Consider the following 18,518-nt stretch of genomic DNA (forward strand, 5'->3'; position numbering starts at 1 on the left):
GTTTGCACAAGAGTTCTCAGGTTACCAATATTGGCCAGGAATATACCACCAAGCACCAGAATGGCGATTGCAACGCCGGTACATCCGTTGATTACAAGCAATCGAAACAGGGGGTCTTTCGGGAGTTTCATCACGTACATGGTCTCACTCAAACTCTGTAACCGCTCATCCGCGGGTTTTGTTTGCCTCGTGCAAGTTTAGCGTACTACCCGGCAGTGCGGCGCTTCAAATTTAAATAGGACAAGCGCAAGATGCCGCAGCCGGCGTCACGACGAGTTTACCCGACGGATTTTTTGTGCGCTGCATCCTTGATTCCTTCCGGAATGATATATATTAGACCGATATATCGAACCAACATATATCGGTTCGTGCATATCGGGCAGATATAACAAACGTAATTCCGAATATGTGAAAACCCATCAAACCGAGGGGACGCCCCGGGTTGGGAGAAACGAATGAGTGTGCGCAGCCTATGCCTGGCGATCCTTTCCTTTGGGGATGCGACCGGCTACGAGATCCGGAAAGAATCCACCGATGGCCGGTTCAGCTATTTTGAGGATGCCAGCTTCGGGTCGATCTATCCTGCCCTGGCGCGATTGGAATCGGAAGGCCTCGTCACTGTTCGCGAAGAACCACAGGCAGGCAAACCGGCTCGCAAGGTTTATTCGATTACCGAAGCGGGACGGACGGAATTTATCAATTCCCTTTGTGAACCCCAGGCACCGGACACATTCAAATCGCCTTTCCTTCTTATCGCGCTGAATGCAGCGCAACTTCCGCCCGATGTCATCCGCCGGGCTCTGGACCGCCGAAAGGCTCAAGTCATGGATGAATTGCGGCTTATCAATGAATGCGGTGAGCAACAGAGCGGGTGTCATCCCGGCTCAAGCTGGACCCAGGATTATGGCAAAGCCTGTATGGATTTTACCCTCGCCTATCTGGAAGAGCATGGCGAGGCCCTGATCAAGATTGCTGAAGACGCTGCCAAACCAGTTTCCACGGCGGCCGAGTAAGCCAGACGTTTCGGAGTAACGACAAATGCACGTGAAGTTTTCATACATTTTGGCGGGGGCGCTCGCTGTGGGTATCGGGATATGGATGTCGAGCGGCTCCGTCGTCGTCGGCGGTGTCGGAGACGGCGAAAACGCTACACCGCCGCCTGCAGAACGTGTTGCGGCAGGTTCAGACAGCATCTTTCGGGTTGAAGTCCAGAAGCTGTTCGCTCAAGACCGGCAGGCAGTTCTTGAAGTCCGTGGCCGCACGGAAGCAGAAGCAAAGGTCGCCGTCAAATCCGAGACAACTGATGATGTCGTAAGGCGTCCGGCGCGCGAAGGCGCTCGGGTATCAGCAGGCGACATCCTGTGTGAGCTCGACAACGGCACGCGTGAAGCCCGTGTTCTGGAAGCCAAGGCGCTTCTGGCTCAGGCCGAGCTTGATCACACTGCTGCAACACAGCTTGCGACCAAGGGTTTTACGGCGCAAACACGCGCTGCAGCCACCCAGGCGCTTCTGGATGCGGCCAAGGCACGGGTAAAAGAAGCCGAGCTGGAACTTGAACGCACGGTTATCCGTTCGCCCATCGACGGTGTCATTGAAAGCCCGATGGCCGAGGTAGGTGCTCAGCTGGACAGTGGCGGGATATGCGCAACGGTGGTGAATTCCGATCCGATGATCGCCATCGGCCAGGTTTCGGAACTCAACATCAGCCAGATTTCCGTCGACATGCCGGCTGAAGTTCAGCTTGTGACCGGTGAAACCCTGCAGGGCAAAGTTCGCTATGTGTCGCCTAGCGCCAATCCGGACACACGGACCTTCCGCATCGAAGTGGAATTGCCCAACCCGGACGGCAAGGCACGCGACGGTGTTACCGCGGTTACACGTCTGCCGTTGCCGGTGGAAAAGGCACACAAGATATCTCCTGCCATTTTGACACTGAATGATGATGGCCAGGTCGGAGTTCGCGTTGTGGGGGAAGACAACACGACCGCTTTTTATTCGGTCAAGGTTCTCGGTGGTGAAAACGACGGTCTGTGGGTCGGTGGCCTTCCTGAAGAGGTCAACGTGATCGTTGTCGGCCAGGAATATGTCGGTGACGGCGAGCCTGTCGAACCTGTCTTCAAGACTGCAGAGGTCAGCCAATGATAAACATGCTCGAAGGCGTCCTCCGACGTCCCAAAACAGTTTTCGTGCTGATGCTGGCGCTGCTTGTCGCCGGGATTTTCAGCTACATCAACATTCCAAAGGAAGACAGTCCGGACATCGACGTCCCGGTCTTCTACGTTTCCATTTCCCAACAGGGCATTTCTCCTGAAGACTCGGAGCGTTTGCTCATACGTCCGATGGAAACGGAATTACGCGGCCTTGACGGCTTGAAGGAAATCACCGCGATCGCTTCTGAAGGTCACGCTGGGATTGTCCTTGAATTCGATATTTCGTTCGACAAGGACGAAGCGCTGGCCGACGTACGCGACAAGGTGGATGCCGCAAAAGGCGAACTTCCAGCCGATGCGGAAGAACCGACAATCTCGGAGACCAACTTCGCGCTGGTGCCGACAATTACGATCGCCCTTTCGGGCAATGTGCCTGAGCGCACGCTCTATCAGCATGCCCGGCGGCTTAAGGACCAGGTCGAGGCAATCGACACGGTTCGATCCGCCGACCTGAAAGGGCATCGGGAAGAGCTTCTCGAAATCCTGATCGATTCCCAGAAACTTGAATCCTATGCGATCACGCAGCAGGAATTGCTGACCTCTCTTGCCAACAACAACCAGCTTGTTCCGGCAGGTTACATCGACGGTGGCCAGGGACGCTTCAACGTCAAGGTGCCGGGTCTCGTCGAAACAGCGCTTGATGTCTACTCGCTGCCGATCAAGCAATCAGGCGAAGGCGTTGTCACGCTTAGCGATGTTGCCGAAATCCGCCGCACGTTCAAGGATGCCGATTCCTACACGAGAGTGAATGGAAAACCCGCAATTGCCCTGGACGTGACCAAGCGGATCGGTACCAACATCATCGAAAACAACATCGCCATTCGGGCGGTTGTCGATGAGGCTTCCAAGGACTGGCCTGAGACAATCAAAGTCGACTACATGATCGACATGTCGTCGAACATTTTCGAGGTTCTGGGTTCGCTTCAATCCTCGATCATGACGGCGATCTTCCTCGTGATGATCCTGGTTCTTGCTGCCCTGGGCATGCGCTCGGCGCTTCTTGTCGGTCTGGCGATCCCGACCTCCTTCATGGTCGGCTTCCTGATCCTTTCCGGGCTCGGCTATACCGTGAACATCATGGTGATGTTCGGCCTGGTGCTGACCGTCGGGATGCTTGTCGATGGTGCGATCGTCATGGTCGAATATGCCGACCGCAAGGTGCATGAAGGCATGGAGGACCGCGAAGCCTATATTCGTGCCGCCAAGCTGATGTTCTGGCCGATTGTCTCCTCCACCGCGACCACGCTTGTGGCCTTCCTGCCCATGCTGCTCTGGCCGGGTGTTGCCGGTGAATTCATGAGCTACCTGCCGATCATGGTGATCATCGTCCTGACGGCAGCCCTGCTCACGGCGATGGTGTTCCTGCCGGTGACCGGTGGTATCTTTGCCGTCACCACACACTGGATCGAACGGAATGCTGCTGGTGTGCTTGCACTGGTGTTCGCACTCATTGGTGCCTTGTCAGTCCTTGGCTTCTTCGGAGTTCAACCGGGGGCACCTGATTTTGCAGAAAAACTTGCAGCTGCACCGTTGGCGCTTCCCGCATCCGGGCTTGCCTTTTTGGCTGTCGGCATCGTGTCGTTCCTCGTCCTGCGCCCGTTTGTGCGCTGGCGCAGACAACGTGCCGCTTCGCAGGCGGAAACTGAAAACCAAAAGCCGGTCAAGAGCTATCGCTCGGTTACCTTCGTGTCTTTGGCTTTCGAAATGGTTGCCGTCGGCTTTGCTGCCTATTTTGCCTATTTTCTGGCAATCAACCGGCCGGCGATCATCACCGACACAATTGAGACCATCTTTGCCGGTCTGGCCGGTCTGGCTCAGCCACTCACAGTGCTGACGCACCCGATTTCGCTGGATGTCGGTTTCTATCTGGTTGTGTTTGGGCTGACCTTTGTGGCCATCTGGGCAGCTTACAAGACGATTTCACCTCTTGTTCATCTGCTCGAATGGGTCTTTGACGGCCTCAGGCAGAAACTCGGCTTCGGCAGCCGCAACGGTGGTACATCGAGCGACAAGCCTGAAGAGCTTCGGTTTGATGCAAGCACCGTCAAGGGCTTCACCGGTCTCTATGTCCGTCACCTGAAACTCCTTGCCGGCAACCCGCTTGGGAACGTTCTGACAATTGTCGTCGTTCTTGGCGCCTGCGCTCTGATTTTCACGTCGTTTGCGTCAAATCCGACCGGGGTCGAGTTTTTCGTGGATGAAGAACCCGATCAGGCCGTGGTCATGGTGTCGGCGCGTGGCAATATGTCGGCTGCCGAGTCGCGGGATATCGTGGAGCAGGTTGAAGCGGAAGTTCTTCAGACCGCAGGCATCCAGAACGTCATCACGTCCGCCTTCCCTCCAGGTGGCGGCAGCGGACCCCAGTTTATTGGTGGTGTGCAGGACAAACCTGCCGACGTTATCGGTGAAATGACGCTTGAGCTGGCAAAATACTGCTGCCGCCGAAAGGCTGCCGATATCTTTGCCGAGATCCGCGACCGGACCGCATCCATCCCGGGCATCAAGGTGGAAACCCGCAAGATCGAGGGTGGTCCGCCAACGGGCAAGGACATCCAGCTTGAGGTCAAGTCGACAGACTACGATACGATGGTGGAACAGGTTGCCCGCATCCGGACCCATCTGGACCAGATGGAGAATCTGCTCGATCAGGAAGACGGACGTCCACTACCCGGCATTGAATGGCAGATCTCCATCGACCGCGAACAGGCTGGCCGCTATCAGGCGGGCATCGGTTCCGTCGGCAACATGGTTCAGCTTGTGACCAATGGCGTCCTGATCGGCAAGTATCGTCCGACGGACTCCGAAGACGAAGTGGACATTCGCGTCAGGTTGCCAGCCGACGAGCGCACGCTAGACCGGTTCGACCAGCTGCGTTTGCAGACGCCGCTCGGCTTGGTGCCGATTGCCAACTTCATCGACCGGTCACCGGAACAGAAAGTGTCTTCGATCACCCGGCGCGACGGTCTCTACTCGATGATGGTGAAAGCGACTGTCGATCAGAGTGCAACGGACGAGAACGGCAAGCCGGTTACGGTTGACGCCAAGGTGCAGGAACTGAACGAATGGCTGGAGGCTCAGGTCTTCCCTGACAATGTCTTCCTGCAGTTCCGTGGCGCCGATGAGGACCAGAAGGAATCGGGCGAATTCCTGATGAAGGCGATGGTTGCCTCCCTGTTCCTGATGTTCCTGATCCTGCTGACCCAGTTCAACTCGTTCTATCAGACATTCCTGACCCTCTCGACGGTTGTGATGTCTGTGATGGGTGTGCTTTTAGGCATGATGCTGACGGGACAGAAATTCTCGATCATTATGACCGGCACCGGGGTCGTGGCTCTGGCGGGTATCGTGGTGAACAACGCGATTGTTCTGATCGACACCTATAACCGCTTCCGTCACGACGGGTTCGAGCCGCTTGATGCGATCCTGAAGACCTCGGGTCAGCGTATCCGGCCGATCCTGTTGACGACGGTCACGACCATCGTCGGTCTTGTGCCGATGGCAACTGCAGTCAATCTGGACTTCTTCACCCAGACTGTTGCTGTTGGCGGCATCACGGCGATCTGGTGGATCCAGTTGTCCACGGCGGTAATATCCGGCCTCGCGTTCTCGACCATCCTGACGCTCATCATGATCCCGGTCATGATAGCAATGCCGAGCACCTGGGTGCAGTCCGGCAAGTCGGTCTGGAATTGGACCAGTAGATTTGGCAAAGGTTCCTCCGAGCAGCTTCCGATTGAGGTAGAGGAAAAACCGGATCTGGATCAGGACGTCGAGTGGACCGACCCGGAGCAGGAAAAAGAGCGTCCTGCTGCCAAGGTCGTCTCAATGCCGAAACCCAATCCGCCCAAGATTCCGCCACAGGAGGAACTGCCGCACGCGGCGGAGTAGCCCAACGAAAAGAGTAAAAGACCGCCGAACTCCGGCGGTCTTTTTCGTTGCGGACCTCATACTCCCGCCATACGAATTTCGTTGCGTGACTCGTTGCAATTTCATATAGTTGCATTATACAACTAATTGGAATTCGAAAGATGACTGCTTCTCCCGCCCTCGTCAACGACATCCGCGCAGCTTCTCGCCAGTTGGTGCGCGAACTGGGCTTCCTGGACAAGACAATTGCTGGAACCGACCTGTCCGCCTCCGGTGTCCACGCCGTTCTGGAAATCGGTCTGAACCCGGGTCTGACAGCCAAGGAATTGTCAGCAAAGCTGAAGCTTGAGAAATCGACCGTCAGCCGGTTGCTCAAATCCCTTGAAACCCGAGGGGAGATTGAACAAATCAAATCCGAAACCGATGGCAGGGCCTTCGGTCTGAGCCTGACGGCAATCGGTGAAAAGACCTTCGCAGCAATAGACCGATTTGGCGACAATCAGGTTCATGGCGCACTCTCACGCATTCGGGGGAGCGACGCGGGAACAGTGGCAGAAGCGCTTGCGGCCTACGCCGACGCCTTGGCCACCGGCGTCGACACGACGGCACGTCAGGACCACATTCATGAGATTGTCGAGGGTTATCAGACTGGCATGATCGGAGACATCGCCGCCCTTCACGCCCGGACCCATGGCCCCATTATCGGGATGGGACCGACTTTTGAAAGTGTCGTCTCAAAGGGTATGACGGAATTCATGCCCCGGATCGGCAACCCGGTGAACAACAGTTGGAGTGTAGTCGAAAACGGTGAAATCATCGGTTCGATCAGTATCGACGGTGAAGACCTCGGCGAGAATATCGCTCACTTACGATGGTTCATTTTGTCAGAACGGCTGCGCGGCAAGGGTCTTGGAAAACAGCTGCTGCTGAGAGCACTGGAGCACTGTGACTTTCATGAATTTCAGGAAATTCACCTATGGACCTTGAAGGGATTGGATGCCGCCAGGACGCTCTATGAACGAAACGGTTTTGAACTGGCCGATGAATATGTCGGCAACCAATGGGGCAAAGTCGTCACCGAGCAGATGTTCATCCGTCGCAAGCCGTAAGGAACCCGTCTTTCACGGCCCCCAAAGGGCCGCGTCCTTCCAGGGCCCGGGAACAACAAGGTCCCCTCGAAGCTGCTCAGGCTCGTCGTGCAACTGCATGGACTGCCAGGCTTCTCTCCACTCCTCCGGCATCGGATATGGTGGCGCTATGCCGGTGTCGGGCTTGAAGCCGAACCGGCCATAATAGGCGGGGTCTCCCAGAACAAGAACAGTTCCAGTTCCTTGTTGTGTAAGCCTTTCCAGACCTTCGTGCACCAGGCTGCTTCCAATGCCCTGCTTCTGATGATCAGGTGCGACGCATAGCGGCCCCAGCAGCGCGACTTTTGCAGCAACAGGTTCCAGCGTGCATGCCGTGAATATGACATGCCCGACAACCTCGGCCTCAAGCGTTGCCACACTGGATTGAACAGGCTGATCACCTGTCAGAAGCGCGTGAACGAGCGGCAACAGATCTTCATCGGGAAAAGCGTCCCGATAGAGCGACCCAAGAGCCGACAAGTCAGATGAACGGTATTCGCGCAGTTTAAGTTCTCGGCTCACACCGTACCTCATTGTCGGCTCTTGTCAGGACCGTGACTATGTCCGTGAACACGTTCAATCGTCAATTTACGAACATGTCGCATATGGACAAGAGCTTGAGAGTGACACTATCTGCCAGACAAGGTCTCAGGACTTGGTGACGGAGTTTCCACCGTCGCATATCATCGCTGACCCTGTCACAAAGGAGCTGGCATCCGACAGCAGGAACATTGCGGCCTTCGCGATCTCTCCCGGTTCCGCCATCCTTTTTAGCGCATGCATCCCGGCGACATACTCAAGAAAAGCGGGATCGTCTCCTGCCATTTCGGTTTTCGTGCCTCCGGGCAAGAGCGCATTGACACGAATATTCTCCTGCCCGTGTTCAACTGCCAGAACTTGCGTCAATCCGATCAATCCAGCCTTCGACGCCGCATAGGCGGCCATTCCCGGAATACCCATGGTGTGCCCGACAAAGGTGGAGGTGAATACGATCGAACCGCCACCGACGGTCTTCATGGCTGGAATTTGGTATTTTGCCGCCAGAAAGGCGCTGGAGAGGTTGATGTTCAGGACTTCATTCCAAGTCTCCAGGCTCATGTCGGCGACAGGCCCCATCTCACCAAGAATACCAGCATTGTTGAAGGCACCGTCCAGGCCACCAAACGTCTCGATTGCGACATTCACCGCAGCTTCGGAAAAGGCAGGGTCTGACACATCACCTGCAAAAACGGCAATACGATTGGAGGCTTCAGGAAGGGCGTCCCTCACCTCTTCCAGCTTGTCCTTGCGCCGCGCTGCCAACACCAGATTGGCCCCTGCTTCGGCGAACAGTCCGGCAGCCGACGCGCCGATGCCACTGCTGGCACCAGTGATCAGAATTGTTTTTCCTTGCAACATTTCAGGCTCCTCTTTTGATTGAGGACGCCTACTTGAACCAGAAAATGGCTTTCAGAAACCCGATTTGCGAGCAGCGGCAATAATGTTCAACCGCCGTGATCCTTGTCGCGATCACCGATATTGTCGAGATCTGTGTCGCATTCATCGCCGTCATCATCGAGCGCAAGGTCTGCGTCTGCAAGAACCAGTTTACGATGTGCACGCCAGGAAAACGGGATCGTCACGAGGTACAGAGCCGCCCCACCTGCCAGCATGTGGAAGGGATAACTGACGGTCAGGGTTACGATCAGAACCGCAAACACAAACAGCGGCAGCACATAGTCACGGCGGACCCTGGTTCCGAGAGTTTTTCCCGAGTAAGTCGGCAATCGGCTGATCAGCAGATATGCAATGGCAATCGTATAAGCAGCGACAAAAGCCTCGTCGGCAAACCAGTGCGGAAACAACCCGAGGAAGTCCAGATAGAGCGGCAAAAGTACGATCAGTGCCCCTGCCGGCGCCGGTACACCTGTAAAGAAACGGGAAGCCCAGGAGGGCTTGTCCGGATCGTCCAGTGCAACATTGAAACGAGCCAGTCGCAGTGCTGCCGAGATCGCAAAGATCAGAGCCGAGATCCAACCGAGATTACCTGCATCCTTGAGAATCCAGAGATAGAGCATCAAGGCTGGTGTAACGCCAAAATTGACAAAATCGGATAGCGAATCCAGTTCAGCTCCAAACCTGGAGGTTCCTTTCAGCATGCGCGCGACCCGGCCATCCAGCCCGTCAAGAACAGCTGCAAGCAACACCGCTCCGACCGCGAACTCCCAACGCCCTTCAAAGGCCATACGAACCGCTGTCAGACCTGAACAAAGCGCAAGCAGCGTAACCATGTTTGGAACGATCAGGCGCAAGGGTACACGCCGGAACCTTGGCGTGTGTCGCTGATTGGTGTTCATGTCTTCCGGCATCTGGGTCACGCGAAACCTCAGCTTACACGAGTGAGCACCTGAGCCGGTGCCTGCTGCTGCCTGAGATCCGCCAAAACCGTTTCGCCGGCAATCATGATTTGGCCCAGGGCTACCTTCGGCTGTGTGCCGACAGGAAGATAGACGTCCAACCTGGAACCGAAACGGATCAGGCCGAAACGGTCACCTGCGGATATGGGTTCGCCTTCACGCACGAAGCAAACAATACGCCGCGCCACAAGACCGGCGATCTGCACGACACCTATCCGGGTTTCACCGGTATCGATCACCACGCCGTTTCGCTCATTGTCGTCACTGGCCTTGTCGAGTTCCGCATTCAAAAATTTGCCGGCCCGGTATGCGACCCGAGTAATCTTACCGCTGACGGGTGCCCGGTTCACATGACAGTTGAACACATTCATGAAGATTGAAACGCGCATCAACGGTTCTGCGCCAAGCTCGAGTTCTTCCGGTGCGCGCGCGAGACCCACATGGCTGACGACACCATCGGCAGGGGAAATCACAAGTCCCTCGCCAACGGGCGTCACGCGCTTCGGATCGCGGAAAAAATAGCAAACCCAGCCGGTAAAAAAGAGTCCGATCCAGAACAGCGGATCGATGAACCAGCCGACGACCAGTGTTGCCACCAGCGCAATTGCGATGAACGGCCAGCCCTCCCGATGAATCGGGACCATGGCTTTCGTGACGGAATCAACTATCGACATCAAATCTTCCGAATTCAGAACAGGTGGGCGTATTGTCCTTTCCAACCCTGAACGAACAGTTGCCGGATGCCGGATACGCACCTGATGCGCTTATCATTCCAATCGCTTCTAGAGGCTTTTTGAAGCAAAGAGAACCTGCATTTCAGGAAAATCGCGCAGATTAACGCCTGCTTTCCCCTGACTTTGCCGCATCCGGCAGACGGTAATCGGTCTCCCAATACGCCGGGCGGCCATATTTTGACTGCAGGAAGTCAACAAAGGTGGTGATTTTCGGTGGAATAAACTTGGCCGGAGGATACACCGCATAGATGTTTCCGGTTCGTGCAATCGGATAGTTCGGCATGACCTCCACCAGACGCCCGTCGCGTAAATCTTCCCAAACATGCGCCATGGATTTCACAGTCAGGCCGAGGCCGTAAATTGCCGCATCATATGCAAAATCGCCGCTGTCCCCTGAAATAACCGGGTCGGTGATGTGATAGGAGATTTCACCTTCCGGTCCCCGAAAATACCAGACGGGCATGGGTTCAAACCCGACACAGTCATGATTGCGCAAGTCGTCCGGGTTTTTGGGATAGCCCTTGCGGGCCAGATAGTCGGGGCTTGCACACAGGACCCTCGGGTTTCCGCCAAGTTTGCGTGCGATCAGGCTGGAGTCGGGCAGCGGTGCTCCCCGGATTGCCATGTCGTACCCCTCTTCGACCATGTCAACGATCCGGTCTGTCATGTCGACATCCAGACGAAGATCCGGGTAGAGCTGCCGGTATTCCGCCAAATACGGCAGAATGTGCTTGCGTCCGAAAAATACGTTCAGAGAAATTCTCAATGTTCCGCGAGGTGTGTCTTCGGCCGCATCGATCAGGGCTTTTGCCCGGTCCATCTCGTGGAGCGCATTTGACGTATGACGCAGGAACACCTCGCCCGCCTCGGTGAGCCCGGTTCTGCGCGTCGTACGGGCAACGAGCTGCGAACCAAGCTCCTTTTCAAGATTGCTCAATCGGCTGCTGGCAGCAGAAGGCGACAGCCCGAATTCGCGTCCGGCAGCGGAAAGACTACCGAGCTCTGCAACACGTTTGAAAAACTTGAGGTCGTCGAGGCGCATTATTCGAAACTTTCGAAAGATATGTTCAAGGGAAGCCCAATTCTTCGAAAGAATTTAACATGAGATAAGAGGCTCGCAAGTCAGAAGGAGCTATCTCATGATGCACACCAAAGACATTTATGAACAACGCGCAAGGGCTCTCCGTCATCGCGAATTGCGCGCCCTGGCGCGTGCCGTGTCAGGCCTGGTCTTGAGTGCTTTCTCTGGTCGTCAAACCAATCGGAAGGACCCGTTTTCCACCCTGGATCCGGTCAATGACCAGTCGGAAAAACGGAACCGGGCGGCATAAAGGCCGACCCAAGATGCGCCGGTCGCGACAACGCGGCCGGAGCGCTCGCTCTCCGGACGGATCAACAACCTGCCTTGTCCAATCGGATGACCATTTTGTGGAACTTATTTACGCATTCAGGTCTTGCCTTGAGAACAGGCGCCTGCCACATACTCCCCGTTCTCAGGGCGGGGTGGAATTCCCCACCGGCGGTAAGCAGCAAGTGCTGCAAGCCCGCGAGCGCCTCTTCACGGGAGGGTCATGCAGATCAGGTGCAATTCCTGAGCCGACGGTTACAGTCCGGATGAAAGAGAAACTGCAGCCGAGCCACGCCCGTGGTCCGAGTTGCATGTGATCGCCTTGGGTGACGTGTCGCAAACAATGGAGATCACAAATGGCACACACCCGCTACGCCTTCATCAAAGCCGGATGGCATTCAGAAATTGTCGACCAGGCACTTGTTGGCTTTCAGCAGGTCATTCCAGCTGAAAATATTGATGTTTTTGACGTTCCAGGTGCTTTTGAAATGCCGCTGGCAGCGAAGGAACTGGCCAAGACAGGAAAATATGCTGCGATAGCGGCGGCGGCACTGGTGGTCGACGGCGGCATTTACCGGCACGATTTTGTGGCACAGGCGGTCGTTAGCGGGCTGATGCAGGCCGGACTCGAGACCGGTGTCCCGGTCCTGTCAGTCTCCTTGACCCCACATCACTTTCAAGAGACCGATCACCACATGAGCATCTATCGCGAACATTTTGTCGTAAAGGGCCGTGAAGCTGCCGAAGCTGCCTTGAACATCGGAAAATTCAAAGCCCGGGTCAGCGCCTGACCCGGTGAGCGCGAAGGGCAGACCGGTCAGTCGGCTCCTTCGCGCCTCGCTATTTTGCAGGAATGTAGTCGGCTGTCTGCCCCCTGGTAACGATGCCCAATTCATCGTTTTCCCTTGCTGCCCGCAAACGCTCTTCAGCCTCGTCGGCTTCACGCTGACGCGCCCACATGGAAGCGTAGAGACCGCCCTTGTCCAGCAGTTCCAAATGCGTCCCGCGTTCGGCGATTTCACCAGCATCCAGAACGATTATCTGATCCGCGTTGACCACAGTCGACAGGCGGTGCGCAATGACAAGGGTTGTGCGGTTTTGGGAGACTTCGTCCAGCGCTGACTGAATTTCCCGTTCCGTGTGCGTATCAAGCGCTGACGTCGCCTCGTCAAGGATAAGGATGGGTGGCGATTTCAAAATGGTTCTGGCAATCGCAACGCGTTGCTTTTCACCACCGGACAGTTTCAGGCCCCGCTCTCCGACCTCCGATGCATAGCCCTGCGGCAGCCTTTCAATGAAGTCGTGAATCTGCGCCATGCGCGCAGCCTCCCTCACCTCTTCATCACTTGCCTCAGGACGACCATAGCGGATGTTGTAGGCTATCGTATCGTTGAAGAGCACCGTGTCCTGGGGAACCATGCCAATGGCATGGCGCACGCTTTCCTGGGTAACGTCGCGCACGTCCTGCCCATCGATTTCGACGGCTCCACCGGTGACATCGTAAAAGCGGAACAGCAATCGCGAAATGGTCGATTTGCCCGCGCCTGACGGGCCGACAATCGCAATTGTCTTTCCGGCAGGCACTTCGAAGTCGACACCTTTCAAAATGGGACGGTCTTCGTCGTAGTGAAAACGCACATCCTTGAAGGCAAGTTTACCCTCCACCGCCTGCAGAGGAGCGGCGTCCGGCTTGTCCTTGATTTCAGCGGGAACGAGCAAAAGATCGAACATGGATTCGATATCCGCCAGCCCCTGCCGGATTTCCCTGTACAGAAAACCGATGAAGTTCAATGGGATCGAAATCTGCATGAGCAGTGCATTGATGAGCACGAAGTCGCCGATATTCTGCTCGCCGGCCATAACTGCCCTTGCGGACAGGGCCATACATGCGGCCATGCCAATCCCCAGGATGACCGACTGCCCCAGGTTCAACCAGGCAAGAGAGGTCCAGGTTCGGGTGGCAGCCTTTTCGTATTTCGCCATGGAGACATCAAAGCGATCTGCCTCCATCTTCTCGTTGCCGAAGTATTTGACGGTTTCGAAATTCAGCAGACTGTCGATTGCCTTTGAATTGGCATCGGTGTCGCTGTCGTTCATCTCGCGGCGAATGTTGATGCGCCAGTTCGAGGTTTTGATGGTGAACCAGACATAGGCGACGATCATAACCGCAACGATGACCACGTAAAAGAAGCCGAACTGATACCAGATTACGGCTGCCATGATGGCGAATTCCAATATGGTCGGAAAACCGTTCAGGATCGTGAACCTGACAATGGATTCAATCCCTTTTATGCCGCGTTCGATGACCCGGCTGAGGCCACCGGTGCGACGGGCGAGATGAAACCTCAGGGACAGTCGGTGCAAATGCTGGAAGGTCAGATATGCAAGTTGGCGGACGGCATGTTGACCAACGCGGGCAAACAGCGCATCGCGTAGCTGGTTGAAGGCAACGGCCAGAACCCGCGCTGCATTATAGGCCAGGACCAGCATGACCGGCGCGACGATAAATGCAGGAAGATCAGCGACTTCTCCAGTCAGCGCATCAGTTGCCCAGGCGAAGAAATAAGGAGACAGAACTGTTACGAACTTTGCGATCACAAGCGCGAAAATCGCCAGTAGCACCCGTTTTTTCAGATCCGGTCGATCCGAAGGCCAGATATATGGCCACAGGTTCGCCAGAGTGGTGAGCGTATTCCCCTCATCCGCACTTACGGTCTTGCGGACCTTGGACTGATTTTCATTGCTGCCTGAAGCCGCAGCCGAAGGCTTCCGCGGCGAGGTGGCTGAGTGATCGGTCACACTTGTTTCTCCAGACTGCGGTTCGCAGCCGTCTTTGATCTAATCGGAATCGGAAGCTGCCACCGAAGCACCTGAGCAAGTCGCCGCAAGAGAATTCAAATGTTCCCAGAATTCTTTCGAGCAGTGTTCGGCTTGTTGAAGTTTTTCCCGGTTCAGCAGGTAATGACAGTTGCGACCACGTGCGTCGCAGGTCAAAAGGCCGGCGTCTTTCAGCACTTGCAAATGTTGTGAGACTGTCGATTGCGCGAGCGGCAGATGATTTACGATTTCACCGCAACACGCTTCTTCTTGAGAGGCCAATTGCTTGACAATAGCCAGCCGTGCCGGATGCCCCAGCGCACGGAAAATTGCCGCAAGCTCTTCGCAACTTGCCAGCCCTTCCCTGGACTGGGTGCACGCTTTCGCCGACGGACACTCCGTCTCGCTCATATGGCTGCTCCCTCGCTCACAGCATTGTGTCTCATCGGTGATATGCGATGAATACCCCAAATTACAAGAGGCAAAGCAAAAAGGCAGAAGGCCAATGCTGGCCTTCTGCCTTCGAACCCAAGACCTATTTGCCTGGTATTCAACCGTCTTCAGACGGTTTGGGCCAATTCAAATCCCCTTCAGGCGTCAGGAACACCTGCCCCGGATAAATCAGATCCGGATCCCGGATCTGGTCCTGGTTGGCCTGATAAATGGTTGTATAGCGCACACCGTCGCCATAAAGCCGACGGGAAATGCGCCAGAGATTGTCCCCTTTGCGGATAATCACAACCGGAAGGGCTTTCTCGACAGAAGCCCCCTGGCTGCTGCCTCCGGCCCCGGTTCCTGTTGCGACAACCTTCGTCAGGACGACCTGCTGGTTCTGTGCTTTTTCAAAGGTGACAGCAGCGCGAGCGTCGACGGCGCTGCCGTCCTTGGCAATAAGATCCGCGCGGACTTCAACATTGCCTTCCGGAACGTTCTTTGTTCCTTCAACCAACCACTTGCCGCTGGAATTGACCTTCGCTTCGCCCTGAAATTCTTCGCCGACATAGACCCTTACGGAAGATCCAGGCTCGCCCGTGCCGGCGACATAAACCTTGTCCTGCTCGGACTCCACGGCTTCAACCGTCACCGTCGGGGCATTCGCGCCGGAGCCTGTTGCCGTTGCTGGCGAGGCATCGGCTGTCGCACTTGCAGAAGGCTGCACTGTATCGCCTGACGTTCCGCTGTCGAGTGATGCGACCTCCCCGGATGAAGCTTCCTGAGTGCCTTGTTGCTCGTCACTTGCCGCTGTCTGCGTTTGCTCAGAAGGTGTTTCGGTCAATGCGTCACTCTTCGTCGCATCGGTCGCTTCTATGACGGCAGACCCGATGACGGTTTCACCTTCCGGTTCAGAAGCGCCATCACTTGGCGCGGCGGCAACCCCGGCCTGTGCTTGCGATGTATCAGATGGCGCAGATTTCCCAGCCGCCGATGCATCCGTGCTCGCCGCAACTTCCGTCGCGCCTGCTTGGGATTTTGCATCGGCTGTCTTTGCCGGAGCGGCAATTTCTTGGGAATCGGCACTGCTTGCGTTGTCAGCTGCCTGTGCAACCTGCTGGCCCGTGTCCGGTTTCTGCAGAATATCGGAAGGACCTTCCGGCGTATTCAGGACGACGAGCGGTTGCTCCTTGCCACCTTCCGGTACGGACACTGCCAGACGTTGTTCTGAAAGCTCGATCGGCGCGCCCTTGTCGTCATGGACTTCCAAGCCGACGTCATAATCGCCTGGTTTCAGTGGCTCTGCCAGAATAATGGTCCATTCACCTGCTTCATTCGCAATGCTTTTGCCCACGACTTCGCCATTTGCGGTCAGGGCAACAATCGCTCCGGCCTCCGATCTGCCGGCGACAACGGTCTCCCCTGTCGGTTCGACACCGACGACATCGAAACTCGGTCCCTTGACCGGAGTTTCGGCCGCGTCATCCGCACCACCAGCCTCGGACGCCGTCGCGGTTTCAGCGTTCTTTTCGGCAGCCGACTGAGAGGCACCGGCGGTCTGGTTTTCTCCATCCTGAGCACCCGGAGCAGGCGTCGATGCAGTTTCCTGGACAGACTGGAATGGAAGACGGCCAGTATCCTTGTAGATATAACCCGTTGCCAGCGCCGCAACCCCGACAGGCACCGCCACGATCAAAGTCCAGATCAATGTCTGTTTGTTCATTGCTCATCCCAATCAGAAAGGCCGGCAGCCCCGTGGCCAGGCGTTTCTGTATCTGTCCAGTCTGTGCATCGCAGCATTCCACTGCTGTCACAAATTCTTATTTCAGCCCCATGCATAGCCTTTCTTTGGAGTCACGGCAAGAAATCCTGCTTGTGAACCAAGGCCTTTCGAACAGAATGCTTGACCAATGGATGCTTGCAATGCCACATCTTTGCGTCATGAATACGGTTTCACAAAATCAACTCACAAGCGTCTGTGTTTATTGCGGCTCAAGCTTCGGCTCGGACCCGTCACACGAAGCATCTGCAACCCGTTTGGGCCAACTCATTGCCGAGGCTGGATTGCGTCTGGTGTATGGTGGCGGCTCAGTCGGGCTCATGGGGACTGTGGCCAATGCCGCCCTGGAATCCGGAGGCGATGTCACCGGTATCATCCCGCGTTTCCTGGAAAAGCGTGAGGTCATGCTGGACACGCTTGAAGACCTGATCATCACCAAGGACATGCACGAGCGAAAGCATCTCATGTTCCAGAAATCCGACGCTTTCATCGCCTTGCCCGGCGGCATCGGTACGCTGGAGGAAGCTGTCGAGATGATGACATGGGCGCAGCTTGGTCAACACAAGAAGCCGGTATTGCTGGCAAACATCAACGGTTTCTGGTCACCACTTCTTGAACTGTTCGATCACATGCGGGCACAGGGCTATATCCGGCCCGAAACCGAAATCCCCTATCTTGTCGCCAACAAGATCGAAGACATCCTGCCGATGCTTTCAAACGCGGTTTCCGGAACCCAACCGAAGCCACCGGGTGACTTTGTTTCAATGTCAGACCTTTAGCTCGGAAGCGAACGGTTCAAAGATAACGTTATAGCCAATCCAAGGGGACCGGCTGCCGGTCCTCTGAATTAAGATTTTCGTATGTTTTCAAGAATGCATGCGTCGGAACAAGAAATTCCACTCACCGCCAACCGATGACCCTACGTCACTCCGACAAATTACGGATGTTCATCGGCGCCTTATCTGTAAAAAATATCATGTATCAATTTGAAGTCTCTCTGAGAGGATAGTAACTTCTGAGCTGAAACTGCAATCACAGGCCACTCTATGCAAACTACTCTATTAGTTGAAGACGCTTCCTTTTTCGAAAAGGCGATCGTCAAGAAGTTGCATGAAGTCGGCCGGCATCAAATCATGGTTGCGCGCAGTTACGATGAAGCAAAAAACTGCCTCAATCTGCCCATTGGTGAACCGGACCTTGCCCTGGTCGACCTGACATTGCCCGATGCAGTAAACGGTGAAATCGTCGATCTTTGTGCCGAATGGAACATCCCGACAATTGTATTCACAAGCCGGTTCGATCCCAAAACGCGTGCCAAGATGCTGGGCAAAGGTGTGATCGACTATGTCCTGAAGGATTCCCCCGGCAGCCTCGATTACGTCGCCGAACTGATCCGCAAACTGGCACAAAACCCCAAAATCGGAATACTGGTTGTTGACGATGCTCCGGTCGAACGCGACGCCATCGCACAGATAGTTTCAAAACATCTTTACAAGGTCTATCAGGCGTCCTCGACCGACGAAGCGTTGGAATGTCTGCAGCAAAATGATGATATCAAACTTGTACTTGCCGACTATTTCATGCCTGGGAAGGATGGGTTCGCATTCTTGAAGACCATTCGGCGCAATCACAGTTCCGAACAGGTTGGCGTTATCGGCATGTCGTCCTATGCGAATTCGGACAACAGGGTCCGATTCCTGAAATATGGAGCCGCTGATTTCGTTGATAAAAACTGTTCACCGGAAGAGTTGCTTCTCAGGATCTCGCAGAACCTCGACTATATCTACCGTATTGAGGAACTGAACAA

16 protein-coding genes and 1 riboswitch are annotated in these 18,518 nt (G+C 55.5%); of the genes, 8 read left to right on the forward strand and 8 right to left on the reverse strand.

The window, feature by feature from the left end:
- Positions 1 to 455 precede the first annotated feature (455 nt).
- The 4 genes from K5905_RS07630 (at position 456) to K5905_RS07645 (ending at position 7,186) form a co-directional block, all read left to right on the forward strand.
- A complete protein-coding gene (locus K5905_RS07630) occupies positions 456 to 1,013 on the forward strand; it encodes a PadR family transcriptional regulator (RefSeq protein ID WP_297582136.1) in 558 nt (185 codons plus the stop codon).
- A gap of 25 nt (positions 1,014 to 1,038) precedes the next feature.
- Positions 1,039 to 2,142 (forward strand): efflux RND transporter periplasmic adaptor subunit, encoded by a 1,104-nt coding sequence (locus K5905_RS07635; RefSeq protein WP_297582139.1) that lies wholly within the window; start codon positions 1,039 to 1,041, stop codon positions 2,140 to 2,142.
- Positions 2,139 to 6,098 carry an efflux RND transporter permease subunit gene (locus K5905_RS07640; RefSeq protein WP_297582141.1) on the forward strand — a complete coding sequence of 1,320 codons (3,960 nt, stop codon included), beginning with the start codon at positions 2,139 to 2,141 and terminating at the stop codon, positions 6,096 to 6,098. The genes K5905_RS07635 and K5905_RS07640 overlap by 4 nt, the downstream gene beginning before the upstream one ends.
- A gap of 140 nt (positions 6,099 to 6,238) precedes the next feature.
- Complete coding sequence (locus tag K5905_RS07645) at positions 6,239 to 7,186, forward strand: bifunctional helix-turn-helix transcriptional regulator/GNAT family N-acetyltransferase (protein WP_297582143.1); 948 nt, start codon at positions 6,239 to 6,241, stop codon at positions 7,184 to 7,186.
- Between the two features lie 12 nt (positions 7,187 to 7,198).
- Here K5905_RS07645 and K5905_RS07650 read toward each other — a convergent pair whose 3' ends face one another.
- From K5905_RS07650 to K5905_RS07670, 5 genes are all read right to left on the reverse strand, one after another.
- On the reverse strand, positions 7,199 to 7,726 hold the full coding sequence (locus tag K5905_RS07650) for a GNAT family N-acetyltransferase (RefSeq protein WP_297582145.1): 528 nt from the start codon (positions 7,724 to 7,726) through the stop codon (positions 7,199 to 7,201).
- 126 nt (positions 7,727 to 7,852) lie between these two features.
- Complete coding sequence (locus K5905_RS07655; RefSeq protein WP_297582147.1) at positions 7,853 to 8,602, reverse strand: SDR family oxidoreductase; 750 nt, start codon at positions 8,600 to 8,602, stop codon at positions 7,853 to 7,855.
- Positions 8,603 to 8,688: 86 nt separating this feature from the next.
- A complete protein-coding gene (locus K5905_RS07660; RefSeq protein ID WP_297582171.1) occupies positions 8,689 to 9,552 on the reverse strand; it encodes a phosphatidylcholine/phosphatidylserine synthase in 864 nt (287 codons plus the stop codon).
- Positions 9,553 to 9,569: 17 nt separating this feature from the next.
- Positions 9,570 to 10,274, reverse strand: coding sequence for a phosphatidylserine decarboxylase (locus K5905_RS07665; protein WP_297582149.1), 705 nt, complete (start codon positions 10,272 to 10,274; stop codon positions 9,570 to 9,572).
- A 160-nt stretch (positions 10,275 to 10,434) separates the two neighbouring features.
- Entirely contained in the window at positions 10,435 to 11,376 is a 942-nt protein-coding gene (locus K5905_RS07670) for a LysR family transcriptional regulator (RefSeq protein WP_297582151.1), read from the reverse strand.
- A 97-nt stretch (positions 11,377 to 11,473) separates the two neighbouring features.
- Between K5905_RS07670 and K5905_RS07675 the strand changes: the two genes are divergently transcribed.
- Positions 11,474 to 11,665, forward strand: coding sequence for a hypothetical protein (locus K5905_RS07675; RefSeq protein WP_297582153.1), 192 nt, complete (start codon positions 11,474 to 11,476; stop codon positions 11,663 to 11,665).
- Positions 11,666 to 11,819: 154 nt separating this feature from the next.
- Positions 11,820 to 11,965: riboswitch (FMN riboswitch) on the forward strand.
- A 73-nt stretch (positions 11,966 to 12,038) separates the two neighbouring features.
- Entirely contained in the window at positions 12,039 to 12,473 is a 435-nt protein-coding gene (locus tag K5905_RS07680) for a 6,7-dimethyl-8-ribityllumazine synthase (RefSeq protein ID WP_297582155.1), read from the forward strand.
- Between the two features lie 49 nt (positions 12,474 to 12,522).
- On the opposite strand, the gene K5905_RS07685 is transcribed toward K5905_RS07680, so the two are convergent.
- The 3 genes from K5905_RS07685 to K5905_RS07695 all read right to left on the reverse strand — a co-directional run bounded on the left by K5905_RS07685 (position 12,523) and on the right by K5905_RS07695 (position 16,654).
- Positions 12,523 to 14,481, reverse strand: a complete 1,959-nt coding sequence (locus K5905_RS07685; protein ID WP_297582158.1) for an ABC transporter ATP-binding protein/permease — start codon at positions 14,479 to 14,481, stop codon at positions 12,523 to 12,525.
- Positions 14,482 to 14,520: 39 nt separating this feature from the next.
- Positions 14,521 to 14,910, reverse strand: a complete 390-nt coding sequence (locus tag K5905_RS07690; protein ID WP_297582160.1) for a helix-turn-helix transcriptional regulator — start codon at positions 14,908 to 14,910, stop codon at positions 14,521 to 14,523.
- A gap of 139 nt (positions 14,911 to 15,049) precedes the next feature.
- Positions 15,050 to 16,654, reverse strand: a complete 1,605-nt coding sequence (locus tag K5905_RS07695) for a LysM peptidoglycan-binding domain-containing protein (protein WP_297582163.1) — start codon at positions 16,652 to 16,654, stop codon at positions 15,050 to 15,052.
- A gap of 200 nt (positions 16,655 to 16,854) precedes the next feature.
- On the opposite strand from K5905_RS07695, the gene K5905_RS07700 reads away from it, so the two are divergent.
- Positions 16,855 to 17,490, forward strand: a complete 636-nt coding sequence (locus K5905_RS07700) for a TIGR00730 family Rossman fold protein (RefSeq protein WP_297582165.1) — start codon at positions 16,855 to 16,857, stop codon at positions 17,488 to 17,490.
- 267 nt (positions 17,491 to 17,757) lie between these two features.
- The coding region (locus K5905_RS07705) for a response regulator (RefSeq protein ID WP_297582168.1) at positions 17,758 to 18,518 on the forward strand (761 nt) is incomplete at its 3' end.

The organism is Roseibium sp. (assembly GCF_025698965.1).
Classification (GTDB): domain Bacteria; phylum Pseudomonadota; class Alphaproteobacteria; order Rhizobiales; family Stappiaceae; genus Roseibium.

What these genes read in the sequence shown, in the direction of transcription:
- K5905_RS07645 (WP_297582143.1), top strand. Translation starts at nt 6,239, where the DNA reads ATGACTGCTTCTCCCGCCCTCGTCAACGACATCCGCGCAGCTTCTCGC.
- K5905_RS07695 (WP_297582163.1), bottom strand. Translation starts at nt 16,654, where the DNA reads ATGAACAAACAGACATTGATCTGGACTTTGATCGTGGCGGTGCCTGTC.
- K5905_RS07690 (WP_297582160.1), bottom strand. Translation starts at nt 14,910, where the DNA reads ATGAGCGAGACGGAGTGTCCGTCGGCGAAAGCGTGCACCCAGTCCAGG.
- K5905_RS07640 (WP_297582141.1), top strand. Translation starts at nt 2,139, where the DNA reads ATGATAAACATGCTCGAAGGCGTCCTCCGACGTCCCAAAACAGTTTTC.
- K5905_RS07665 (WP_297582149.1), bottom strand. Translation starts at nt 10,274, where the DNA reads ATGTCGATAGTTGATTCCGTCACGAAAGCCATGGTCCCGATTCATCGG.
- K5905_RS07635 (WP_297582139.1), top strand. Translation starts at nt 1,039, where the DNA reads ATGCACGTGAAGTTTTCATACATTTTGGCGGGGGCGCTCGCTGTGGGT.
- K5905_RS07630 (WP_297582136.1), top strand. Translation starts at nt 456, where the DNA reads ATGAGTGTGCGCAGCCTATGCCTGGCGATCCTTTCCTTTGGGGATGCG.
- K5905_RS07675 (WP_297582153.1), top strand. Translation starts at nt 11,474, where the DNA reads ATGATGCACACCAAAGACATTTATGAACAACGCGCAAGGGCTCTCCGT.
- K5905_RS07660 (WP_297582171.1), bottom strand. Translation starts at nt 9,552, where the DNA reads ATGCCGGAAGACATGAACACCAATCAGCGACACACGCCAAGGTTCCGG.
- K5905_RS07670 (WP_297582151.1), bottom strand. Translation starts at nt 11,376, where the DNA reads ATGCGCCTCGACGACCTCAAGTTTTTCAAACGTGTTGCAGAGCTCGGT.
- K5905_RS07655 (WP_297582147.1), bottom strand. Translation starts at nt 8,602, where the DNA reads ATGTTGCAAGGAAAAACAATTCTGATCACTGGTGCCAGCAGTGGCATC.
- K5905_RS07680 (WP_297582155.1), top strand. Translation starts at nt 12,039, where the DNA reads ATGGCACACACCCGCTACGCCTTCATCAAAGCCGGATGGCATTCAGAA.
- K5905_RS07700 (WP_297582165.1), top strand. Translation starts at nt 16,855, where the DNA reads ATGCCACATCTTTGCGTCATGAATACGGTTTCACAAAATCAACTCACA.